Annotated in this window: 18 protein-coding genes and 1 pseudogene; 12 read left to right on the top strand and 7 right to left on the bottom strand. The window is 43.7% G+C overall.

Going from position 1 to position 22,039, the window contains the following annotated elements; all coding sequences use genetic code 11:
* Nucleotides 1–6 precede the first annotated feature (6 nt).
* On the bottom strand, nt 7–1,653 hold the full coding sequence (ftsY, locus tag AAC853_RS06405) for a signal recognition particle-docking protein FtsY (RefSeq protein WP_340614000.1): 1,647 nt from the start codon (nt 1,651–1,653) through the stop codon (nt 7–9).
* A 227-nt stretch (nt 1,654–1,880) separates the two neighbouring features.
* Between ftsY and rsmD the strand changes: the two genes are divergently transcribed.
* The 4 genes and pseudogenes from rsmD to AAC853_RS06385 all read left to right on the top strand — a co-directional run bounded on the left by rsmD (nt 1,881) and on the right by AAC853_RS06385 (nt 6,243).
* A complete protein-coding gene (gene rsmD, locus AAC853_RS06400; RefSeq protein ID WP_340613999.1) occupies nt 1,881–2,459 on the top strand; it encodes a 16S rRNA (guanine(966)-N(2))-methyltransferase in 579 nt (192 codons plus the stop codon).
* Nucleotides 2,460–2,500: 41 nt separating this feature from the next.
* Nucleotides 2,501–2,825, top strand: a pseudogene (locus AAC853_RS06395) (DUF1145 family protein).
* Between the two features lie 167 nt (nt 2,826–2,992).
* Nucleotides 2,993–3,619 carry a lysoplasmalogenase gene (locus tag AAC853_RS06390; RefSeq protein WP_338884184.1) on the top strand — a complete coding sequence of 209 codons (627 nt, stop codon included), beginning with the start codon at nt 2,993–2,995 and terminating at the stop codon, nt 3,617–3,619.
* A gap of 263 nt (nt 3,620–3,882) precedes the next feature.
* Nucleotides 3,883–6,243: a zinc/cadmium/mercury/lead-transporting ATPase gene (locus tag AAC853_RS06385; RefSeq protein ID WP_340613998.1), complete on the top strand. Its 2,361-nt coding sequence runs from the start codon at nt 3,883–3,885 to the stop codon at nt 6,241–6,243.
* 256 nt (nt 6,244–6,499) lie between these two features.
* Here AAC853_RS06385 and tusA read toward each other — a convergent pair whose 3' ends face one another.
* Nucleotides 6,500–6,754 carry a sulfurtransferase TusA gene (gene tusA / locus AAC853_RS06380; protein WP_340613997.1) on the bottom strand — a complete coding sequence of 85 codons (255 nt, stop codon included), beginning with the start codon at nt 6,752–6,754 and terminating at the stop codon, nt 6,500–6,502.
* A 168-nt stretch (nt 6,755–6,922) separates the two neighbouring features.
* Here tusA and AAC853_RS06375 point away from each other — a divergent pair, with 168 nt between their 5' ends.
* Nucleotides 6,923–7,591 (top strand): 7-cyano-7-deazaguanine/7-aminomethyl-7-deazaguanine transporter, encoded by a 669-nt coding sequence (locus AAC853_RS06375; protein ID WP_338884181.1) that lies wholly within the window; start codon nt 6,923–6,925, stop codon nt 7,589–7,591.
* A gap of 195 nt (nt 7,592–7,786) precedes the next feature.
* Nucleotides 7,787–8,887 carry a glycerol dehydrogenase gene (locus tag AAC853_RS06370; RefSeq protein WP_340613996.1) on the top strand — a complete coding sequence of 367 codons (1,101 nt, stop codon included), beginning with the start codon at nt 7,787–7,789 and terminating at the stop codon, nt 8,885–8,887.
* Nucleotides 8,888–8,957: 70 nt separating this feature from the next.
* Here AAC853_RS06370 and AAC853_RS06365 read toward each other — a convergent pair whose 3' ends face one another.
* The 3 genes from AAC853_RS06365 to AAC853_RS06355 form a co-directional block, all read right to left on the bottom strand.
* Nucleotides 8,958–10,052 carry a Fic family protein gene (locus tag AAC853_RS06365; RefSeq protein WP_340613995.1) on the bottom strand — a complete coding sequence of 365 codons (1,095 nt, stop codon included), beginning with the start codon at nt 10,050–10,052 and terminating at the stop codon, nt 8,958–8,960.
* A gap of 185 nt (nt 10,053–10,237) precedes the next feature.
* The gene (locus AAC853_RS06360) at nt 10,238–10,420 is read right to left on the bottom strand and encodes an MbtH family NRPS accessory protein (RefSeq protein WP_273571095.1); all 183 of its coding nucleotides are present in this window, start codon (nt 10,418–10,420) and stop codon (nt 10,238–10,240) included.
* The gene (locus tag AAC853_RS06355) at nt 10,408–10,713 is read right to left on the bottom strand and encodes a hypothetical protein (protein ID WP_340613994.1); all 306 of its coding nucleotides are present in this window, start codon (nt 10,711–10,713) and stop codon (nt 10,408–10,410) included. The genes AAC853_RS06360 and AAC853_RS06355 overlap by 13 nt, the downstream gene beginning before the upstream one ends.
* 979 nt (nt 10,714–11,692) lie before the next feature.
* Here AAC853_RS06355 and glpT point away from each other — a divergent pair.
* Together glpT and glpQ are read left to right on the top strand one after the other, a co-directional pair.
* On the top strand, nt 11,693–13,045 hold the full coding sequence (gene glpT, locus AAC853_RS06350; protein WP_340613993.1) for a glycerol-3-phosphate transporter: 1,353 nt from the start codon (nt 11,693–11,695) through the stop codon (nt 13,043–13,045).
* A 610-nt stretch (nt 13,046–13,655) separates the two neighbouring features.
* Entirely contained in the window at nt 13,656–14,732 is a 1,077-nt protein-coding gene (gene glpQ / locus AAC853_RS06345; protein ID WP_340613992.1) for a glycerophosphodiester phosphodiesterase, read from the top strand.
* 73 nt (nt 14,733–14,805) lie between these two features.
* Here glpQ and epmA read toward each other — a convergent pair whose 3' ends face one another.
* On the bottom strand, nt 14,806–15,783 hold the full coding sequence (gene epmA, locus AAC853_RS06340) for an elongation factor P--(R)-beta-lysine ligase (protein ID WP_189759582.1): 978 nt from the start codon (nt 15,781–15,783) through the stop codon (nt 14,806–14,808).
* 704 nt (nt 15,784–16,487) lie between these two features.
* Between epmA and frdA the strand changes: the two genes are divergently transcribed.
* The 4 genes from frdA to frdD are packed head-to-tail and all read left to right on the top strand — an operon-like array spanning nt 16,488 to nt 19,791.
* Complete coding sequence (gene frdA, locus AAC853_RS06335) at nt 16,488–18,284, top strand: fumarate reductase (quinol) flavoprotein subunit (protein WP_340613991.1); 1,797 nt, start codon at nt 16,488–16,490, stop codon at nt 18,282–18,284.
* Complete coding sequence (locus AAC853_RS06330) at nt 18,277–19,011, top strand: succinate dehydrogenase/fumarate reductase iron-sulfur subunit (RefSeq protein WP_338884175.1); 735 nt, start codon at nt 18,277–18,279, stop codon at nt 19,009–19,011. The genes frdA and AAC853_RS06330 overlap by 8 nt, the downstream gene beginning before the upstream one ends.
* 14 nt (nt 19,012–19,025) lie before the next feature.
* Nucleotides 19,026–19,421: a fumarate reductase subunit FrdC gene (frdC, locus tag AAC853_RS06325; RefSeq protein ID WP_340613990.1), complete on the top strand. Its 396-nt coding sequence runs from the start codon at nt 19,026–19,028 to the stop codon at nt 19,419–19,421.
* Between the two features lie 13 nt (nt 19,422–19,434).
* Nucleotides 19,435–19,791, top strand: coding sequence for a fumarate reductase subunit FrdD (frdD, locus tag AAC853_RS06320; protein WP_340614167.1), 357 nt, complete (start codon nt 19,435–19,437; stop codon nt 19,789–19,791).
* Between the two features lie 91 nt (nt 19,792–19,882).
* Here the strand turns inward: frdD and AAC853_RS06315 are convergent, their stop codons facing one another.
* Complete coding sequence (locus AAC853_RS06315; RefSeq protein ID WP_340613989.1) at nt 19,883–21,976, bottom strand: TonB-dependent receptor domain-containing protein; 2,094 nt, start codon at nt 21,974–21,976, stop codon at nt 19,883–19,885.
* Nucleotides 21,977–22,039: the final 63 nt, after the last annotated feature.

The raw sequence follows: 22,039 nt of genomic DNA, 5'->3' as shown, positions 1-22,039 counted from the left end.
TGATAGTTAATCCTCTCGGGCAAAAAGAGCCTCAATAAAATCGTCTGCCTTAAATGGACGGAGATCTTCAATGCCTTCACCCACACCAATGTAACGGATTGGGATCTCAAATTGGTCGGCAATAGCGAAGATAACTCCCCCTTTCGCAGTACCATCCAGTTTGGTCAGTGAAATACCCGTCAACCCCACAGCTTCATGAAATAGTTTAGCCTGACTTACTGCATTTTGACCGGTGCTGGCATCCAGAGTCAGCATAATTTCATGAGGTGCGTCTTCGTCCAGTTTTTTCATCACGCGAACGATTTTTTTCAGTTCTTCCATCAAATGGGATTTGTTCTGCAAGCGCCCAGCGGTATCTGCAATCAGGACATCAATACCCTTAGCCTTGGCTGACTGGATGGCGTCAAAAATCACCGAGGCGGAATCTGCTCCTGTATGTTGGGAAATCACTGGGATTTTGTTGCGTTCCCCCCAAACTTGTAACTGTTCTACCGCAGCCGCACGGAAGGTATCTCCAGCCGCCAGCATGACAGATTTGCCTTGTGAATGATATTGACGCGCCAACTTTCCAATCGTGGTCGTTTTACCAACACCATTTACTCCCACCATCAAAATGACATAAGGTGATTTGCTTTCTATCTCCAGCGGCTTATCAACTTTCGCCAGAATGGTTGACATCTCTTCTTTCAGTTTAGAGTAAAGCGCTTCTGCATCTTTCAACTCCTTGCGGCTAGCATGAGCTGTCAGATTAGCAATGATCTTACGGGTAGTTTCAACGCCCACATCGGCAATCAATAATTGCTCTTCCAGCTCTTCAAACAGATCATCATCAATTTTCTTGCCACGAAATAGTCCCAAGAAACCAGAGCCAAGATTTTGACGAGTTTTAACCAGGCTGCGTTTCAGACGAGCAAAAAATCCTTCTTTAGTCGGCCGTTCTTGTTCCTTAGGTAAGGGCGCCTGTTCTTCTGCCTGACGAGCTGATTCTTCTGCTAAACGCTGCTGTTCTGCTTCTTCTGCGGCGCGACGGGCGGCTTCTTCCGCCAAACGCTGCTGTTCTGCCTCTTCTGCGGCGCGGCGGGCGGCTTCTTCCGCCAAACGTTGCTGTTCTGCCTCTTCTGCGGCGCGACGGGCGGCTTCTTCCGCCAAACGCTGCTGTTCTGCCTCTTCTGCGGCGCGACGGGCGGCTTCTTCCGCCAAACGCTGCTGTTCTGCCTCTTCTGCGGCGCGACGGGCGGCTTCTTCCGCCAAACGCTGCTGTTCTGCCTCTTCTGCGGCGCGGCGGGCGGCTTCTTCCGCCAAACGTTGCTGTTCTGCCTCTTCTGCGGCGCGACGGGCGGCTTCTTCCGCCAAACGTTGCTGTTCTGCCTCTTCTGCGGCGCGACAGGCGGCTTCTTCCTCCAAACGCTGCTGTTCTGCCTCTTCTGCGGCGCGACGGGCGGCTTCTTCCGCCAAGCGTTGCTGTTCTGCCTCTTCTGCGGCGCGACGGGCGGCTTCTTCCGCCAAACGCTGCTGCTCCGCTTCTTCTGCCGCATGACGAGCCGCTTCCTCCGCAGCTACTCTTTCTTGTTCAGCTTGTTCTTCTTGCTGTTTGTTATCTTGACGACCAAGTCCAAACCAAGAGAAGAAACCTCTTTTTTTCTCTTTTGCCATCGGCCACTACACTCCTCGCAGTTAAGTTAGATATATGCTTTTATATCCACTGAGATAGGTTCTAACAGTAATGAATCCAGTCTAACATTTTCATCACACCACAACACATATCTATAGAGGATTTCGTGGTAAATTAATCAATGGATATCTTCGTTTTCACTCACTTTTTGTCTCCGCCAGATATTATTGAGTCACGTCGGATGGCAAATATTTAAGTTATGTAAATTATGACTAAAAAACCACAGCGCACGTCTTTGGGACAAATCCGCATTATTGGCGGAAAATGGCGCGGAAGAAAATTGCCGGTCCCTGATAGTGACGGCCTGCGTCCAACAACAGATCGCGTCCGTGAGACACTTTTTAACTGGCTTATGCCAGTGATTCAAGGTGCTCGTTGCCTGGATTGTTTTTCAGGTAGCGGAGCGCTTGGATTTGAAGCGTTGTCTCGTTATGCAAGCCACACGACCTTAATTGAATATGATCGTAATGTGGCGAAACAACTATCGGCTAACTTGGCCTTACTGAAAGCTGAAAATGCCGATGTGGTGCAAGGTAATACACTACAATACCTTAACAACACCGGAACACCGTTTGATGTGGTTTTCCTCGATCCACCATTCCGTAAGGGAATGCTGGCTGAAACAATCAATTTATTGGAAGCCAATAACTGGCTAGCAGAAGAAAGCTGGATTTATGTTGAGGCAGAAGCAGAATCTGCTGCGACAGAAGTTCCCCCAAACTGGCAACTGCATCGGGAAAAAACGGCCGGACAAGTTGCTTATCGTTTATATATTCGCCACCCGTAATCGGGAGTCTGGACGGTTTAAACACGCTTTTGGAGTCGATGATGTTTATTCAATTAGGAAGAGGGATCATGATCTTAGTTTGGGGGATCATGATCTTCAATTTGTTTCACCCATTCCCTAAGCCATTGAGATATTTTATGGATATTGCAATGGTATTTACGGTACTCATGCATGCTTTTCAGTTACTACTGCTGAAAAACTCCCAGCCTAAAGATCAAAAGCTGTCTGGTTTTCTCCAGACTAAGATCTTCTTTTTTGGCGTCTTTGAATTATTCGGCCTGGCAAAAGAAACAACAAAAAGAAAAACAACGGAGAAAAGTAACTTCCCATACCCAGTGGTTCATCTTATTTTTCCTTCGTCAATGAGTGATCCGCGTAATTACTCATTGACGTTCTTTGCTTTTGATAATAAAACGTTATTTTCTCGTTAATAATGAATTAATATTAATAGATCAAGATACTCTCCGTACCAAATCCATCATAAATAAAATTGCCTGACAAAACAGGCGCTGAACTTTGAGGAAAGGAAAAATATGAGTTGGCCATTTCTTGCTGTGTTTTTCTCTGGGTGGTTATATATTGACGCTGCCTATCGTGGCACCAACTGGCAGCAATGGGTTTTCCGCCCCGTCACTATGTTACTTTTACTATTATGGGCTTGCCAAGCGCCCAACCTTGAGGTTTCAGGTTACCTTATCATTGCGGGCCTTCTGACTGCTTTGCTCTCTGATACGCTCCGCATGCTCCCTGGTAAGTATTTACTATTCTCATTCATCACTCTGTTCTTGAGTTACCTGTTATACACTATCAGCTTTGCCTTACATATGGGCTTTAGTTTTTTCTTCCCGCTACCTTTGATCTTGCTGGTCGTTGGCATTGTGATCATACTGACAGTCTGGAGTCGTCTAGATAATATGCGTTGGCGGGTAGTTGATAGCTTCATTATGGCGCTACTGATGGTTTGGGTTGCCGGAGAACAATATTTTTCGCTCAGCAACGACAGCTACTTCTCTGTTATCTCCGGCGCTATCCTGTTACTCCTCGCACACAGTATCAATATCATTGCTCAGTATCGTTTCCCTTTTAAACTGTCAAAAGCGATGGTTGCTACCTGTGGTTTTATCGGGCATTTTTTGATTATTCGTTCACTATTCCTATGATAGCTTAACTCTTAGTGACCGCTCCCCGTCCTATCGGGGGGCTTCCCACTTCCCAGGCCGTAACCGCCTGTGCGATGGATTTACGGCGAATTTTGATAACCAAAGAATTGGAGAGCAGGTAACATCAAAAGGAAGGGCATTGATGGTTGCAAATAGCACAAATCATCAAAAGAATTTCTCTTATTGGATTTGACTCTGGAGTTTACTCCAACGTGTAGAGTTAATGTTAATGATTAAGATTAACTCTATTTAAGAGGTCGCCTATGTTATCCACGTCCAAAAAACATAAGCAATCACAGCACAATTCTCTATCTTTGCAAAAAGATGGACATCAGGCTATCGCCAATAATGTAAGTGAACATTCACATCAACATCACGATCACAGCCACGAACATTTGCATCATTCTCACACACAAGACCATAACTCTTCTTGTTGTTCTACTGGCACAGCACACTCCCATGAACATAATGGTGCACACTGTTCACACGATCATGCACATACTATGCAGGATAACGTTCTCACCGAATTAACCGCGAGACAACGTTTTAATTGGACTATCCAAGGCATGGATTGCCCAAGCTGTGCAGGAAAGATCGAAAATGCTGTCAAAAAACTGCCAGAAGCCAGACAGGTCAAGGTTCTGTTTACAACCGAGAAATTGGTGGTCGATGCTGATATTGATATCCGTGCTGCCGTTGAACAAGCGGTAAAACAGGCCGGCTTTGCCATCAAAGAGGCAAGTTCGGCATCTAAATTGCCTCCGGCAGTCAGTCACTGGAAGACTTTCTCCCCTATTTTGATTCTGGCCGCCTTGATGTTCGTCAGTTGGGGAATAGCAAAAGCGAATGCCCCCGCAGGGCAGATTGCTTTCATCATCACTACACTCATTGGGTTATATCCGGTAGCGACCAAGGCCATCAAACTGATCCGTTCTGGCACACCTTTCGCCATTGAAACGTTGATGAGTGTTGCAGCCATCGGTGCCTTGTTTATTGATGCTACCGCAGAAGCGGCAATGGTTATTCTCCTGTTCAAGTTGGGGGAAATAATGGAATCCTATGCCGCCGGACGCGCACGTCGCGGCGTCAGTGCCTTGATGGCATTAGTTCCTGAACAAGCCCTACTTATTAAGGATGGAAAAAAGAAAACCGTGCCAGCGGCGGATCTGCGTCCAGGGGATATCATCGAAATCGCCCCCGGTGCACGCTTACCTACCGATGCCGAACTGCTCAGTCCCTTTGCCAGTTTCGATGAAAGTGCCCTAACCGGTGAATCGGTTCCGGTTGAACGGCAGCAAGGAGAAAAAGTCGCCGCCGGTTGCCTTTCTGTTGATAGTGCCGTACAGATGAAAGTGATCTCTGAACCGGGTCACAACTCCATTGACCGCATTCTGCAACTGATTGAAGAAGCGGAAGAGCGCCGCGCACCGATTGAACGCTTTATCGACCGTTTCAGTCGTATCTATACTCCGCTGATTATCTTGTTCTCAGCATTGGTGGTAGTGATCCCACCCCTGTTTTTTGCTGGCTCATGGGAAACCTGGATCTACCGTGGCCTAACGCTGCTGTTAATTGGTTGCCCTTGCGCATTAGTCATCTCGACGCCCGCCGCCATTACTTCCGCGCTGGCCGCAGCAACCCGTCGTGGTTCCCTCATCAAAGGTGGAGCAGCCTTGGAACAACTTGGTTCAGTGCGCACCATTGCACTGGATAAAACCGGAACCTTGACCGAAGGCAAACCCCAGGTTACTGAAATTGAACCGGTGGAAAACGTCAGTACAGAAACCTTACTGGCACTAGCGGGTGCTGTAGAGAGTGGCTCCCATCACCCACTGGCAAAAGCTATCCTGAATGCCGCAGAAAACAGCGGTGTGACAATTGTTGAAGCAGAACAGCGCAAGGCGCTGGCTGGCATAGGAGTTGAAGGGCAATTATCGGGGCAAAAAATTCTCGTCGCAGCCCCTGGAAGATTGCCGGAAAATACTTTGTCCGAACAATGGAAAAAGAGAGTCACTGAGCTGGAAGACAATGGAAAAACAGCCGTTGCTGTCATACAAAATGGGCAACTTATGGGGCTGATAGCAATGCAAGATACCTTGCGTCAGGATGCCATAGAGACTATCCGTATCCTGAAAAAACAAGGTGTCGATGCAGTCATGCTGACTGGAGATAATCCCCGTGCCGCGGCAGCTATTGCGAATCGACTGGGCATTGATTATCGCGCCGGGTTGTTGCCTGAAGATAAAGTGAAAGCGGTCATTGAGTTGAACCAAAAACACCGCACCATGATGGTTGGTGATGGTATCAACGATGCGCCAGCCATGAAAGCGGCCACGATAGGTGTTGCTATGGGCAGCGGTACTGATGTTGCACTGGAAACAGCTGACGCCGCCCTGACGCATAACCGGCTGACGGGTTTACCTGAAATTATCGCCTTGTCCCGAACAACCCATTATAACATCCGTCAAAATATCACCATTGCGTTAGGATTAAAGGCGATATTTCTTATCACGAGTCTATTGGGTATTACCGGACTATGGATGGCCGTTCTGGCCGATTCAGGAGCCACGGCTTTGGTAACAGCAAACGCAGTTCGGCTACTTAGGAGCAAACCACAGAAATAATACACGGAATATTCAACCTACATTGCCACAAGCAGATGGATGGAAAAGTGGCAAAGGTAAATAACAAACTGAAAAGGTGCATATTAATACTATTATTATGCACCTTTTCAAAATCATAATTAATTACAAAAAGTTGCTATTAAAGGAAAAAGAAAATATGGCATCCAGCGAGGTGATAGATAAGTAACCAAATGCCATGTTTAAATCCTAGCACGGCTCTTTTTTTTCGCCAGTTAATTATATAGTCCTTTCTCAATTAAACAGAATTTTCGCTTTTTTTGAGCAGGTATCGATACGGAGTTTGCTCTGTCTCTTGGGCGATCAACGCATGATCCATAAAGCGACAGAACCCCGGAATATCGCGGGTTGTTGCCGGATCATCCGCAATGACCAACAACGTCTGACCGACAGTCATATGGCGGACAGCTTTGCGCACCATCATTACTGGCTCCGGGCAACGTAATCCCAGCGTATCAAGTGTTTTGTCAGGGTTGGCAAAAACATCGGACATAACAATCTCTGTAGGTTCAAACAATCTATGGCAATGGATTATATTACAAAATATCGCCAACTGCCGTACTTTACTTTTATTGCATAACACACGTATGATCCCACCGCCTGATCGTCAGGTAAATGGATTTATTGGGTTCCCTCACCCCAGCCACCAAAAAGGTACAATATGCTGCAATTAACTACGCAACAGCGGGCTACGGCCTTGATCTGGCTGTCGCTTTTTCACATTTTGATCATTACTTCCAGTAACTATCTGGTGCAATTACCCATCTCAATTTTGGGTTTTCATACCACTTGGGGAGCATTTACATTTCCCTTTATCTTTTTGGCAACTGATCTGACCGTGCGTATTTATGGTGCGCCATTGGCGCGCCGGATCATTATTTCCGTTATGCTGCCGGCATTGCTGATCTCCTATCTGATTTCGGCTCTGTTTTTCCAGGGGATCTGGCAAGGATTCGAGACGTTGGGAACCTTTAATGTGTTTGTCGCTCGCATTGCCGCCGCTAGCTTTATGGCCTATGTGCTCGGCCAGATATTAGATGTTGGTGTTTTCAATCGTCTTCGCCAAAAAAGCCGCTGGTGGATAGCGCCGGCTGCCGCCATGTTTTTCGGTAATATGCTTGATACACTGGCCTTTTTCTTTATCGCGTTTTACCGCAGCACGGATGCATTTATGGCAACCCACTGGGTAGAAATTGCGTTAGTGGATTATGCTTTCAAGCTGTTTATCTGCATGCTGTTCTTCCTGCCTGCTTATGGCATTCTGTTGAACTTAATCCTGAAATACTTTTTCGCCCAAACAGAAGAAAAAATCCTGGCCAAAGCCAACTAAAAACATCCTCCCTGAGTCAATCAGGGGGGAACAAACGTTCCGCCAGCGTTTCCCCTCACATCACTCATTTCCTGCTTTTGCTCATAACTTCTCTGCATATTTTGCCGTATAGTGTGGAGGGGCAATGCGTAACTTGCCCTACGCCAGTATTGTGACACTCTATGCCTAGTTTCCGGTAAAGAAGGAATATTTCTTATGCTGAAAGTGATCCAGTCTCCATCCAAATATATCCAAGGGCCAGGTGCGTTATCTCACATTGGTCGATATACCAAAATACTTGCTGACCATGTTTTCGTAATTGCTGATAATTTCGTGATGAGCCTTATTGGGGATACCGTCAGCCAGAGTCTCGAAGAACACGAAGTGACTAGCCATTTCGAACTTTTCAATGGTGAGTGCAGCCGTAATGAGATCTATCGCTTGTCTGCCATTTTGTTGAAACAACAATGTCAGGCTGTTATCGGGATCGGGGGAGGAAAGACGATTGATACTGCCAAGGCGGTTGCATACGAAGCCAAAATACCCGTCATTATTTCTCCTACCCTTGCTTCAACCGATGCACCGACCAGTGCCCTTTCCGTTCTTTATACTGAACTCGGTGAATTCGACAGCTACCTGTTCTATCCACAAAATCCAAACATCGTGCTAATGGATACCAATATCATTGCTAAGGCACCGGTTCGCCTGCTTGTCGCAGGTATGGGAGATGCACTCGCCACCTATTTTGAGGCACGAGCCAGCAGTACAGCCCACAAACCAACCATGGCTGGCGGTGCAACATCCACCACAGGTTTGGCATTGGCAAAACTGTGTTATGAAACCTTGCTGGCGGAAGGTTATAAAGCAAAACTGGCGGTAGAAGCCGGTGTCAGTACACCAGCCGTTGAAAATATTGTGGAAGCAAATACCTACTTGAGTGGCATTGGTTTTGAAAGTGCAGGATTAGCAGCAGCTCACGCCATCCACAATGGCTTTACCGTGCTGGAAGAGTGTCATCATCTCTATCATGGCGAAAAAGTTGCGTTTGGAACTCTGACACAATTGATCTTAGAAAATAGCCCAAGTGAAGAATTGGAAACTGTGCTCGATTTCTGTGTACAGGTCGGGTTACCCGTCACACTGGAGCAATTGGGCTTACGTGATAATGAGAAACTGCATGAAAAAATCATGCAAGTCGCTATCGCAAGTTGTGCCGAAGGTGAAACCATTCACAATATGCCATTTGTTGTGACACCAGAACAAGTTTACGCCGCAATTTTGGCCGCAGACCAAGTGGGTAAAGATTGGTTGTATTAAGTGATTGCGAAATTAATTCGATTGCTCTTAGTGCGGGAATTCCCGCCCTAAGAGTTTGACCAAAATAGATTCAAATATGATGAATAATATAACGTGTGCTACGGCCCCCAGCCTCAGTTTTTTCCAAACAACCGAGTTCTGTTAGATGATTTAAATGTCGGGTCGCAGTTGCACGACTCACTTTAGCCACTTTTTGATATTGGCTGCTATTAATACCTTGTTGAAAATCAGCATCTAACATTCTGTTCAATACTTTTATTTGTTCCTGATTGAGCTGGCTTTGATCAACACGACGCCAGAATCGAGTCTTTTTCACTAGGTCATCAATTTGCTTCAATTTAGCAATAAGGGTGCTATTGAGTGTTTGCAGAAACCACACCATCCAATCGGTAATATCCAGATCACCACGCTGAGTCTGTTCCAGTATTTCGTAATATTGCTTACGGCGTTCACAAATACTTACTGACATGGCATAAAATCGAATCGAACGGCTTTCACCTTGCGCCAATACTAAATCAGTCAAAAAACGGATAATGCGCCCATTACCATCTTCCATTGGATGCAACATGACAAACCATAAATGTACGATTGCTGCCCGCAAAATCGGATCAAGATAGAGTTCATGACGAGATTGATTAAACCAGGTAATAAACTGTGTCATTTCTCCCTGCAATTTTTCGGCAGGTGGCGCTTCAAAATGAACAATAGGATTATCTATTCTACCAGAGATGACTTGCATCCCCCCGTGCCGCAGTTGACCACCTTTAATGGGACTAAACAAAGTATAATCCGCGGGAAACATCAATTCGTGCCATTTCAAAAGGCGATTTAGCGTCAGAGATTCGTTATATCTCACCACCACATCAAAGGCAATTTCTGCCATACCATCGGTCTGCTCACTGGTTGGATAGGGCTTAGCTTCACTGATCCCGAATCGATTTGCCAATGAAGAGCGTACTGATGCTGCATTCAACTCTTCACCTTCTATTTCACAGGAATAGAGGATACTGGCAAGAAGATTATCCAGTGTTGCTTGCTCTGTACTTTCAACGTCAGATTTTCCTAATAGCACCCCCTGATTAAAGTGAATTTCCCGCAAAATAGGATTCAGCACATGCTCATCCCATTGGAAATTAGGCCAATTTTTTTGTTCCCAGATCCACATTGAATTCCACCTTATGACGCCAATAGTCTAATCATTCTACTCATAGAATGAGGCAAATAACAACGCTATTCGCCTCACAAAATGAGGCGAATAGCATAATTAATTGACTCACTGACCGAAACTTACTGGCGAAATAAAACGGGCATGAACCCGAAGGAACATGCCCATAATTTAGTTAACAATGTCTATCTTGTTGGCTCCTGCCAAATTTTAGTAATATAACTCAAACATTCTTCTTTCGTCCCTGTTCTGCCTATGACCATCCATCCCTGCGGGATCTCATACTCAATAGGCCAGACTGAATAATGCTGTTTACCATTGGTAACGATCATCCAATTCATGATTTCTTTTCTGATTAATCGTTCCATGATACAGCCTCCATATTGCAACTTTTTGAAAGCGCTGCCGGTAAGAATCCAATACCAATCAGATAGTGTAATATTTGGTGGACATATCCGGTCACCCCCGTCAGTGATACTGTAGCAAGCGCTCGAATTCGGGAAAAATCACGACTCCCCGAAGGAACGTTCTTAAAGCACGGTTCAAGTTCTGCTGTCATATGACTGATATTACGATGAAATTCAGCTTCAACAACGGAAGATTTTTTTTGCCCAGTAGTAAATGCTGTGTGTAATATTGCCTTGTGTGTGTCAGTATTCATAATGATGCTCTCATTCTGAACCCCATTGGTTTCATCATTTTTCATGATGAGTAGGGGCATTAATGCTGGTAGTCGTTATCTTCCAATTTTTGTCCACATTCAGTATTTTCAAATACCTTATGTTGACGCTAACTGGATTAAAAAAATAAATTGAAAAAATTTATTGCGAATTTAATAAATATATTAATTAGTATTAATTTGTAATCTTTTATTAATTAAACAATCAACTTATATAAAAACCATGATTATTTGGAAGACAGGAGGTATTACGCCTATATAACCTGCAACCAAAACCAATCAACCAACTGATATCATTGAAATTTATATCGTAAAACAGTTATCCAACCCTGCATGAAAACTGCTGTCAGCAGCATGAATAACTATTTGTAGTAATATCTATTATTTTGACTTTTAATTTCAAACATTTTATTTATAACCACGTTATAAAAAACGCAAAGCATGTAAATAAAAACAAATCACATATACAAATGAGAATGTTATTTAAATAACACCATCAGGAAAACAGCACCACTTGTTAAAAAAAGCAGACAGAAAACGCCAACAGTTATTTATTAAATAATTTTTATAATAGAAACGTTTGTGTGAATTATATTTATCTGACTTTTCAATGGTTACTACATCAGACAAATTCCCCTAATAATAATGAGCTTTTATTTGGTCGAGAATATATACAAACTTTAAACGGGCAAAAATAAAAAATAGCCCAAAAGCCGTTTATTGTGACTGCTATCACACTAATATAAATAATTTGTATTCAAAAAAAGCGCTAAATCACTCAAAATTATCGACTTTTCGAAATTATATCTATATGTTAGCGATACCTCACAGTCAGATAAGGTTGTTTTCAGCTAATATTAGCTTCGATATAGAAAATAAATAGTTAAAATTTTTCGTTTAACGCCATCATTGCTTGATGGTGGTGATTCGCTCATACAAAAGTCATGTGGAGACAAAAAATATGTTAAGTATTTTCAAGCCGGCGCCTCATAAGGCTCGGGTGCCTGCGCAGGAAATAGATCCACTCTATCGTCGCTTGCGCTGGCAAATTTTTATGGGGATCTTCTTCGGATATGCAGCTTACTATCTGGTAAGAAAAAACTTTGCTCTCGCCATACCTTCCTTGATCGAACAAGGCTTTTCTAAGGGAGATCTTGGTTTTGCATTATCAGGGATTTCAATTGCATACGGCTTCTCAAAATTCATCATGGGTTCCGTTTCCGACCGCTCGAATCCACGTGTTTTCTTGCCCGCGGGTTTGATACTGGCAGCGGTAGTGATGCTGATTATGGGCTTTGTACCATGGGCGACCTCCAGCATTGCTATCATGTTTTCTCTGCTGTTCCTTTGCGGCTGGTTCCAGGGTATGGGGTGGCCTCCTTGCGGGCGTACCATGGTTCATTGGTGGTCACAGAAAGAGCGTGGTGGAATTGTTTCTGTCTGGAACTGTGCACATAACGTTGGCGGCGGCGTGCCACCATTACTGTTCATGTTGGGAATGGCCTGGTTCAATGACTGGAAAGCCGCGTTCTACATGCCAGCCTTTGCGGCTATCATCGTGGCACTCATTGTTTTTGCTTTAATGCGCGATACACCACAATCTTGTGGCTTACCCCCTATTGAAGAGTATAAAAACGATTATCCACCTGACTATACGGAAAAAAACGAAAAAGAACTGACAGCAAAAGAAATTTTCATGCAGTACGTTTTACCGAATAAATTGCTATGGATGATTGCAGTTGCCAACGTATTCGTATACTTACTGCGCTACGGTATTCTTGACTGGTCACCAACTTACTTGAAGGAAGTGAAAGACTTTACCATGGATAAGTCTTCCTGGGCTTACTTCCTGTATGAATACGCAGGTATTCCGGGTACGCTGCTGTGTGGCTGGATGTCGGACAAAGTATTTAAAGGCAACCGTGGTGCCACGGGCGTATTCTTCATGATCCTTGTCACCATCGCCACTATCGTATTCTGGCTAAACCCAGAAGGTAATCCTGATATCGATATGATCTGTATGCTGGTTATCGGCTTCCTGATTTACGGTCCGGTGATGCTAATCGGCCTACATGCCCTGGAATTAGCACCGAAAAAAGCAGCAGGCACAGCCGCAGGCTTTACCGGTTTGTTTGGCTACCTGGGCGGTTCGGTTGCGGCCAGTATCATCGTCGGCTATACCGTTGACTACTTCGGTTGGGACGGCGGCTTTATGGTCATGATCGGCGGTTGTATCCTCTCGGTTATTCTGCTGCTGCTTGTTATGTTGAGTGAAAATAAGCATAAGCAGGAAATTGCCCGTCAAGGTCAGTAATATCATTGCAATACACTGATTAATAATCACATCAATCGCAGTACAACGCTCTTGTACTGCGATTTCATGGGTTATCATGTTATACAGCGTTAAATATATTGCTTACTTTTACTTATGGATATCGTCTTTATATCCATACGGTATTAACAGTCTTTTGATTTAACACTTTCAAGATGCTCTATTTTAATCGGAACTCTATATTTTACATGCTCTATTCTCATATTATATAAGCCAATGCTTTTCTATACGCATTAAACTTCAAGTTGCAATTTACAACACGATATGAAATCACACGCATCTTGAAGTGAGATGGGTATATTACATCTTTCATTGGTAATAAAAAAACCATCTTATATGGTGATTTTGTTAATTTAATGACAGCCAAAATAAAACGGGATATAAACAGAACATGGAGAAAATTTTTTATGTCATAAAACTGTGACATACCGCTGATAAAAATAATATTCAGGATTGTGTTATGTCATTATTTTCTATAAAAATCGACTCGAATGATCACCCTATTTTTCTGGCGACTGACGAAAAATCAGTAAGACAGTAAGTAACCTAATTTTTTGTTTAAGACTTTTATTAGAATAAATGGAGAATCTCAATGCAGACCCCGATTAAGGCTATTATGGCTGGTATTCTGTTAGCATCATCCATGTCAGGTATTGCACATGCAGCAGATAAGATTGTTATCGCCCATCGTGGCGCTAGCGGTTATTTACCTGAACACACATTACCCGCCAAAGCAATGGCCTATGCACAAGGCGCAGATTATCTTGAGCAAGATCTGGTTATGACCAAAGATGACCAGCTCATTGTACTGCACGATCACTATCTTGATCGCGTAACAGATGTCGCAGAACGTTTCCCAAACCGCGCCCGTGCTGACGGTCGCTATTATGCGATAGACTTTACCCTGCCAGAAATTAAATCACTGAAATTTACGGAAGGTTTTGATATCAAAGATGGCAAAAAAGTCCAAAGCTATCCCGGACGTTTCCCGATGGGTAAGTCTGATTTTCACATTCATACCTTCCAGGAAGAACTGGAGTTTATTCAAGGCCTGAATAAATCCACGGGTAAAGATATTGGCATCTACCCTGAAATCAAGGCGCCGTGGTTCCATCGCCAGGAAGGCAAAGATATCACCAGCAAAGTGCTGGAAGTCCTGAAACAATATGGTTACACCAAAAAGAGCGATAAAGTTTATCTGCAATGTTTTGATGCCAATGAACTCAAACGCATCAAAAATGAACTGGAGCCGAAATTGGGGATGGATCTGAAACTGATTCAGCTTATCGCTTACACTGACTGGAACGAAACCTACGAACAAAAGTCAGATGGTACATGGCAGAATTATAGTTATGACTGGATGTTTAAACCTGGCGCGATGAAAGAAGTCGCAAAATATGCTGATGGAATTGGTCCTGATTACCATATGCTTATCGCCAGTGACTCTACGCCAAACCACATTAAATTAACTGGCATGGTAAAAGAAGCTCACGCCAGCCATCTGGCGGTACACCCATATACCATCCGTATCGATCAATTGCCAAAATATGCCACCAGCGGCAACCAATTGTTTGATATCGTTTTCGACAAAGTCAATGTCGATGGGGCATTCACAGATTTCCCTGATTTGGCAGTGAAGTTCCTGAGAAAACACCACGAGCATAAATAATCAGTGCAAATAATGTAGAAAAACCAAGGGGTAGTCTAGGACTGCCCCTTGGCTGATGGCATAAATGATTTTGCTACGAGATCCCCACAGGAAAAGCGATAACTTCACTAATCCGTTCAGCACCCAATGCCAGCATAATCAAACGATCAACCCCTAATGCTACACCTGCACATTCAGGCATTCCGTGAGCAAGGGCAGCAAGCAGGTATTCATCAATTGGCTGAATCGGCAAGCCCATTTCTTCACGCTTACGGTTATCCTGTTCAAAACGAAGACGTTGTTCATTGCTATCGGTTAGTTCGCGAAAACCATTCGCCAACTCCATACCTTTAAAATAGACCTCAAAACGCTCCGCAACACGGTGATCTTCCTTGCTAATTTCTGCCAATGCCGCTTGAGAGGCTGGGAAGTGATAAATAAACGTCGGTTTTTCAATGCCGATCTGAGTTTCTACCCCCATGACAAAAAGTAACTGCAATAAGGTATCCCGATCTTCTTCCTGATCAGCGATATTGCTGAGATCGAGCTTAGCCGCAACTTCACGCAATTTTTCTTTGCTTGCGGTAAGGGGATCAATATCCAGATATCGCATAAAGGCCTGTTGGTAAGACAGCGATTCAGCGCTTTCACAATCCAGGATCTGCTGTAACAGATCATCTACTTCGTTCATCAAGCGATACATGTCGTAGTGCGGACGATACCACTCCAGCATAGTGAACTCTGGATTATGATGACGACCCGCTTCCTCATTGCGGAAACTTCTTCCCATCTGATAAATGGAACCACTGCCAGCTGCCAGCAGGCGCTTCATATGGTATTCAGGACTAGTCATCAGGTACAGAGTCAAGCCATCTGCCGCTCCCGGTCCAACGAACTGTGTCTGGAAAGGGACCAGATGAACGTCGGTGACAGTCGCCTGACTCATGGCAGGTGTTTCAACTTCCAACACCCCACGATCTGCGAAAAAGCGCCGTATTTCTGCTAAAATCTCTGCCCTTTTCAATAAATTGGCGATAGGGGCACTTGGCTGCCAATTCGCGTTTTCGTTCATATTTCTATGACTCCAAAATAAAACAAAACGCGCAGTTTACCTTCATCAAGCCTACCAGACAATTCATTGTCCTCAATTTCTTTATATACCAATCTAACTTCAATATGCATGTGATTTCTCCCCGCTTTGCGGGGAGAAATCAGGCTTCATATCGTGTTGTAAATTGCGACTTTAAGTTTAATGCGTATATTCTTATTCTTTATACACTTAATTTTAAGAGCTATTCACTCTATTTGTTATCCATTTATTTATAAATAAAAAAATTTAATTAAAATTATTTTTGTTCTATTAATATCTAAATTAAATCCGCATTCTAATATAGACCAATCGCCTTTCAAGATACGCCTTATATCTCCCCGCTACGCGAGGAGATATAAATAATCACATTGACTTGCAAGCTGAAAATTGAAGTTAATTTGGTATAAGCCGTTAATAAAAAAGACGGTAATGGTATAAATTTATAATAACAACCTGTTTGTTATCCAAATTAATCTTATAGTTACTTTTATATAAATCCTCTTGATGTAGTTAGGCATTTATTAACTGCAACATTTGGATCAGTAAAAATATGCGTTAGATCACGTTTTACCGGCAAAATCCAGCAAAACCCACATTCATATCAAATTTACCCCCGACACTCTTCGCTATAATTAAACCATAAAAAAATAGTAGATTGACTCTCACTTGAACAATGGAGAAGAGCAGTGCAAACCTTCAATGTCGACCTCGCGATTATCGGAGCCGGTGGTGCAGGGCTACGAGCCGCCATCGCTGCTGCTGAAACCCATCCCCAACTCAAAATCGCCTTGCTCTCAAAAGTTTATCCTATGCGTAGCCATACAGTGGCCGCAGAAGGTGGATCCGCCGCTGTCACTCAGGCGCACGATTCCTATGATTTTCACTTCAATGACACGGTATCCGGTGGTGACTGGCTATGTGAGCAAGATGTGGTTGAGTATTTCGTCAAGCATTGCCCGACAGAAATGATCCAACTGGAACAATGGGGCTGCCCGTGGAGTCGCAAGGATGATGGCTCTGTAAACGTACGTCGTTTCGGAGGCATGAAAATTGAGCGCACATGGTTTGCTGCCGATAAGACGGGTTTTCATATGCTCCATACACTGTTCCAGACTTCGCTCAAATATCCACAAATCCAGCGCTTTGATGAACATTTTGTCCTCGATATTTTGGTGGATGAAGGGCAGGCACGCGGATTGGTTGCGCTGAATATGGTGGAAGGGACGAAAGTTCAGCTCCGCGCTAATGCAGTCATTATGGCAACTGGCGGTGCCGGGCGTGTATACCGTTATAACACGAATGGGGGCATTGTGACGGGTGATGGTATGGGAATTGCGTTCCGTCACGGTATCCCATTACGCGATATGGAATTTGTGCAATATCACCCAACCGGCCTGCCTGGCTCCGGTATTTTGATGACCGAAGGCTGCCGTGGTGAAGGCGGGATTCTGGTGAACAAGGAGGGTTATCGTTATCTACAGGATTATGGTCTGGGGCCAGAAACGCCTCTTGGACACCCTGAAAACAAATATATGGAATTAGGCCCGCGTGACAAAGTGTCTCAGGCGTTCTGGCATGAATGGCAGGCAGGCCGCACTATCGCAACACCGCGTGGCGATGTAGTGCATCTGGATCTGCGTCATTTAGGTGAGAAAAAGCTGCTCGAACGCCTGCCTTTTATCTGTGAACTGGCAAAAGCCTATGTCGGCGTTGATCCGGTCAAAGAACCAATCCCTGTTCGTCCAACGGCACATTACACGATGGGCGGAATCGAAACCAATCAACAGTGTGAAACTCGCATCAAGGGATTGTTCGCTATTGGTGAATGCTCTTCTGTTGGTTTGCATGGTGCAAACCGCCTCGGCTCTAACTCGCTGTCTGAATTAGTTGTCTTTGGCCGCCTGGCCGGTGAAGAAGCAGTCAAACATATCCAGGAAGTGAAACCCGCCAATAATAGCGTATTGGATGCTCAATCTCGTGATGTTGAAGATAAACTCAATCAATTGCTGAACCAGAAGGGTGGTGAAAACTGGGCGAAAATCCGCGATGAACTGGGAACCTCCATGGAAGAAGGCTGCGGAATTTATCGTACACCAGAACTCATGCAGAAAACCATTGATAAAATTGCCGAATTGAAAGAGCGGTTCAAACATATCGGAATTAGCGACCGTTCCAGTGTATTCAATACCGATCTGCTTTACACCATTGAATTAGGATTTGGTTTGGACGTTGCTGAATGTATGGCGCATTCTGCCATGAATCGCAAAGAGTCCCGCGGCGCCCACCAGCGTCTTGATGAAGGCTGTACCGAACGTGATGATATGAATTTCCTGAAACATACACTGGCTTTCTATAACCCAGAAGGTGCCCCACGTCTGGAATACAGTGATGTGAAGATAACCAAATCTCAACCTGCAAAACGTGTCTATGGGGGGGAGGCAGCTGCACAAGAGAAAAAACAGAAGGAGCAAGCGAATGGCTGAGATGAACAATTTGAAAATGGAAGTCATGCGCTATAACCCGGAAATTGACAATGAACCCCATTTCGTCACTTATGAAGTGCCTTATGATGAACAAACTTCACTACTGGATGCATTGGGTTATATCAAGGACAATCTGGCGCCTGACCTCTCCTACCGCTGGTCCTGCCGCATGGCAATCTGTGGCTCCTGCGGCATGATGGTAAACCGTGTGCCAAAACTGGCCTGTAAAACATTCCTGCGCGATTATGCTCAAGGAATGAAAGTCGAAGCACTAGGTAATTTCCCCATTGAGCGGGATCTGGTTGTGGATATGACTCACTTTATTGAGAGCCTGGAAGCTATCAAGCCTTATATCATTGGCAATGATCGCAAACCCGCCGATGGCCCAAATGTGCAAACACCTGCCCAAATGGCAAAATATCATCAATTTTCTGGTTGTATCAATTGCGGCCTGTGCTATGCCGCCTGTCCTCAATTTGGCCTGAATCCTGAATTCATTGGGCCTGCCGCAGTCACTCTGGCACATCGCTATAACCTTGATAGCCGCGATCACGGCAAGAAAGAACGTATGCCGCAAATCAACAGCGATAATGGCGTCTGGTCTTGCACTTTTGTCGGTTACTGCTCTGAAGTGTGCCCGAAACATGTTGATCCAGCCGGTGCGATCCAACAGAGCAAAGCAGAAAGCGCCAAAGATTTTCTTATCTCCATGCTGAAACCACAATAAGGGAGGAGAGAGTAATGACAACAAAACGTAAGCCTTATGTGCGTGGTATGGAAGCTAACTGGTGGCGTAAACTCGGTTTTTATCGCTTTTATATGTTGCGTGAAGGAACGTCCATCCCCACCATTTGGTTCAGTGTCCTGGTACTTTACGGCTTGTTTGCCCTGAAAGGTGGCCCTGAAAGCTGGTCGGGATTTGTCTCTTTTCTGCAAAATCCACTGGTATTGCTGATTAATATCATTACCCTGCTGGCTACTTTGCTGCATACCAAAACCTGGTTTGAGCTGGCGCCCAAGGCTCTCAATATTATCGTTAACAATGAGAAAATGCCGCCAGAGCCGATTATCAAGCTGCTATGGACAATCACGATTATTGCTACTGTCGTGATCCTCGGCGTAGCCCTGTTTTTCTAATCCCAAGGAGGAGCTGATGAATCAAGTACCTAAACGTTCCGATGAACCGATTTTCTGGGGGCTATTTGGTGCCGGCGGTATGTGGAGCGCGATTGTTGGGCCAGCAATCATTCTGCTGCTGGGTATTTTTCTGCCACTGGGATTGGCGCCAGAAGCACTTTCTTATGAACGCATCCTGACATTTTGCCAAAGTTTTATTGGTCGCATCTTTTTACTGTTGATGATTAGCTTGCCTTTATGGTGCGGTTTGCACCGCCTGCATCATGGTATGCACGATCTGCAAATCCCTATTCCTGCCAGTAAGTGGGTATTTTATGGTGCAGCCGCGATTTTGACTGTGATCGCCCTGATTGGGATTTTTACGCTGTAATTGTGAATTGAAAATAATGTCAGAAAAAAGTCTGCGGTTTATCCGCAGACTTGTTACGAAAGGTATTTTTGAAACTTTTAAGGTCTGTTCATTAGAACTTATAAGAAATTGTCGCTTTATATGTGCGGCCTTTTTCTTCTTGTCCTCGTGTAGTATTCAAATAGTAAGAGTGTTCGTTGTAACGCTTGTCGAAGATATTATCGATACCAAACAAGAGTTCGGTATTTTTAAATACCCCTAATTTTGGTGCCCAAGAGATATACATATTACTTACGCCATATCCTGGTTTATTGACATCGACAATAATGTCTTCTTTGTTCTCATTTTTTTCTTTACCCTTTGAATTTTTTGACATCACAAAGCGGGTATTCCAGCCGAGTTCAATGTCAGTTTTTTCAAATAGATAACTACCACCCACAGTGATAGAGTCACCGATTGATGGCTCAAACTCTAATCCTTTGGTAAACGCTTTATTAATCAGCTCATTACCTTGAATAATCTTGTTGTCGACTTTAGCATAAGTAGCTTTTAAGGACAGATTACCCAGTTTATAGCCTGTCGCTAATTCAAACCCTTCTAATCTGGATTTCGGGATATTGTGTAATTCCCTCTTAGCTAAAGTTGTAGACAGGTTTTTTAAATTCGTTTGGAATACCTTACCTGAAACCATCAATGTGTCATTTTCAGCAAAAACGTCAGGATAAGAACCTACCAATCCAGTTTCTAAGTTGTAACCGGTTGTGGCCTTTAAGTTATCATTATGGCCAGTTCGTCCCAAACCAATTTCTTTGCCCAATGGACCCCTAAAGAGTTCGGTATAATTGGCAAATAATGTTGTAGATGCCCCAAGCTCGTATTTCACCCCGAGTGCTTTTGAGACGTGGGAATAGGTTCTATCAAATAATTCATTCTGTTTATTAATCGTATGATATTTATAGTGATCCCATCTGATACCCGGTATGATATGGAAATCAGCAAATTGAATATCATCCTCTAAATAAATGGAGGATGCATTTCCTCTTTCTGTTTCTTTTTTGTATGCATTTTCTGTTACATCAGTGTATGCCATTCTGGTATCAAAATATTCATACCCATAGATTAAAGCATGAGCTAACTTCTGAGTATCAAAACTAGAAGTATTACGAACCTTAATACCTTGGGTTTCAACAATACTATCAAATCCTTTCCCATTTCCGGTGATTTCTCTCATATGGGTAAAGGCCTGTTCAGTGTGATAGGCAGATATTTTTAAATCAATGAGATCATTATCGACTGGGGTATATCCATAAGTGATATTATGGGTTTTACGGTCAATAGCATACTTCCCTTTTTTCCCTTCATTAATATCATCACCAAAATTCAACCTAAAGTTAGTATCAGCATCATTCTTATAATGTTCCGTTGATACATTAATATATTGCTCATCTGTCAGATTGAATTTTGCTTTTAATAAATAATTAATCAGTTTCCCGTCCGTCGGAATTGAATCTCGCCCATAACTATCTCTACCAGATTCAGCATCATGCATATTGCGATGGGTAAAGTAACCTAATAAATCAACAGCACCCAATCGACCATAGGTCGCTAAGGATTGTTGGAATTCAGAACCATTGCTTGAATAGTTTAATTTTCCTTTGGCACCAAACAATTGCCCTGGCTCTAACAGATCACCCGCATCAACAGTTTCAAATTTTAATGCACCACCAATAGCACCGGTATCGTAGGTAATACTGTTACTACCAACTTTGATATCAACTTGCTTCAACATTTCAGGATCAATGCCATAATTTCCTGCGTGGTGGAAGTGATATCCTTCTTGCCTTGCGCCATCAATCGTCACGTTGATGAATTGATCATCCATGCCACGAATTTTAAAACGTTGTCCTATCGCGCTAGGGTGACCGGCTTGTACACCCGGTACATTCTTTAAAATTTCACCAACACTTTGTGCTTGTTTAACTCTGATTTCATTACGGCTGACTTTTCTATCTTCTGGTGTATCTTGGGCATTGTTATCCGCAATAACAACCAGTATATCGCTAGTTTTAGTCGATTTTTTAGTCGCCTCTTCAACATTTGCAAATGCGTTGGTAGAGATAGCCACTGTCAGCATAGATGCAGACATCAAAGGAACACACAGGCCATTTTTAGCCAGGCTAGCGTAAATTTTGGTAATTTTGGACATTTATTTTCAAGTGGTAATACTATTGAGAAGGGTTATTATTTACATTTCTATTAGAAATGTAAA

The sequence above is a fragment of the Xenorhabdus thailandensis genome (assembly GCF_037996785.1).
Lineage (GTDB): Bacteria > Pseudomonadota > Gammaproteobacteria > Enterobacterales > Enterobacteriaceae > Xenorhabdus > Xenorhabdus griffiniae.
This window is presented reverse-complemented; position numbering and strand designations above follow the sequence as displayed.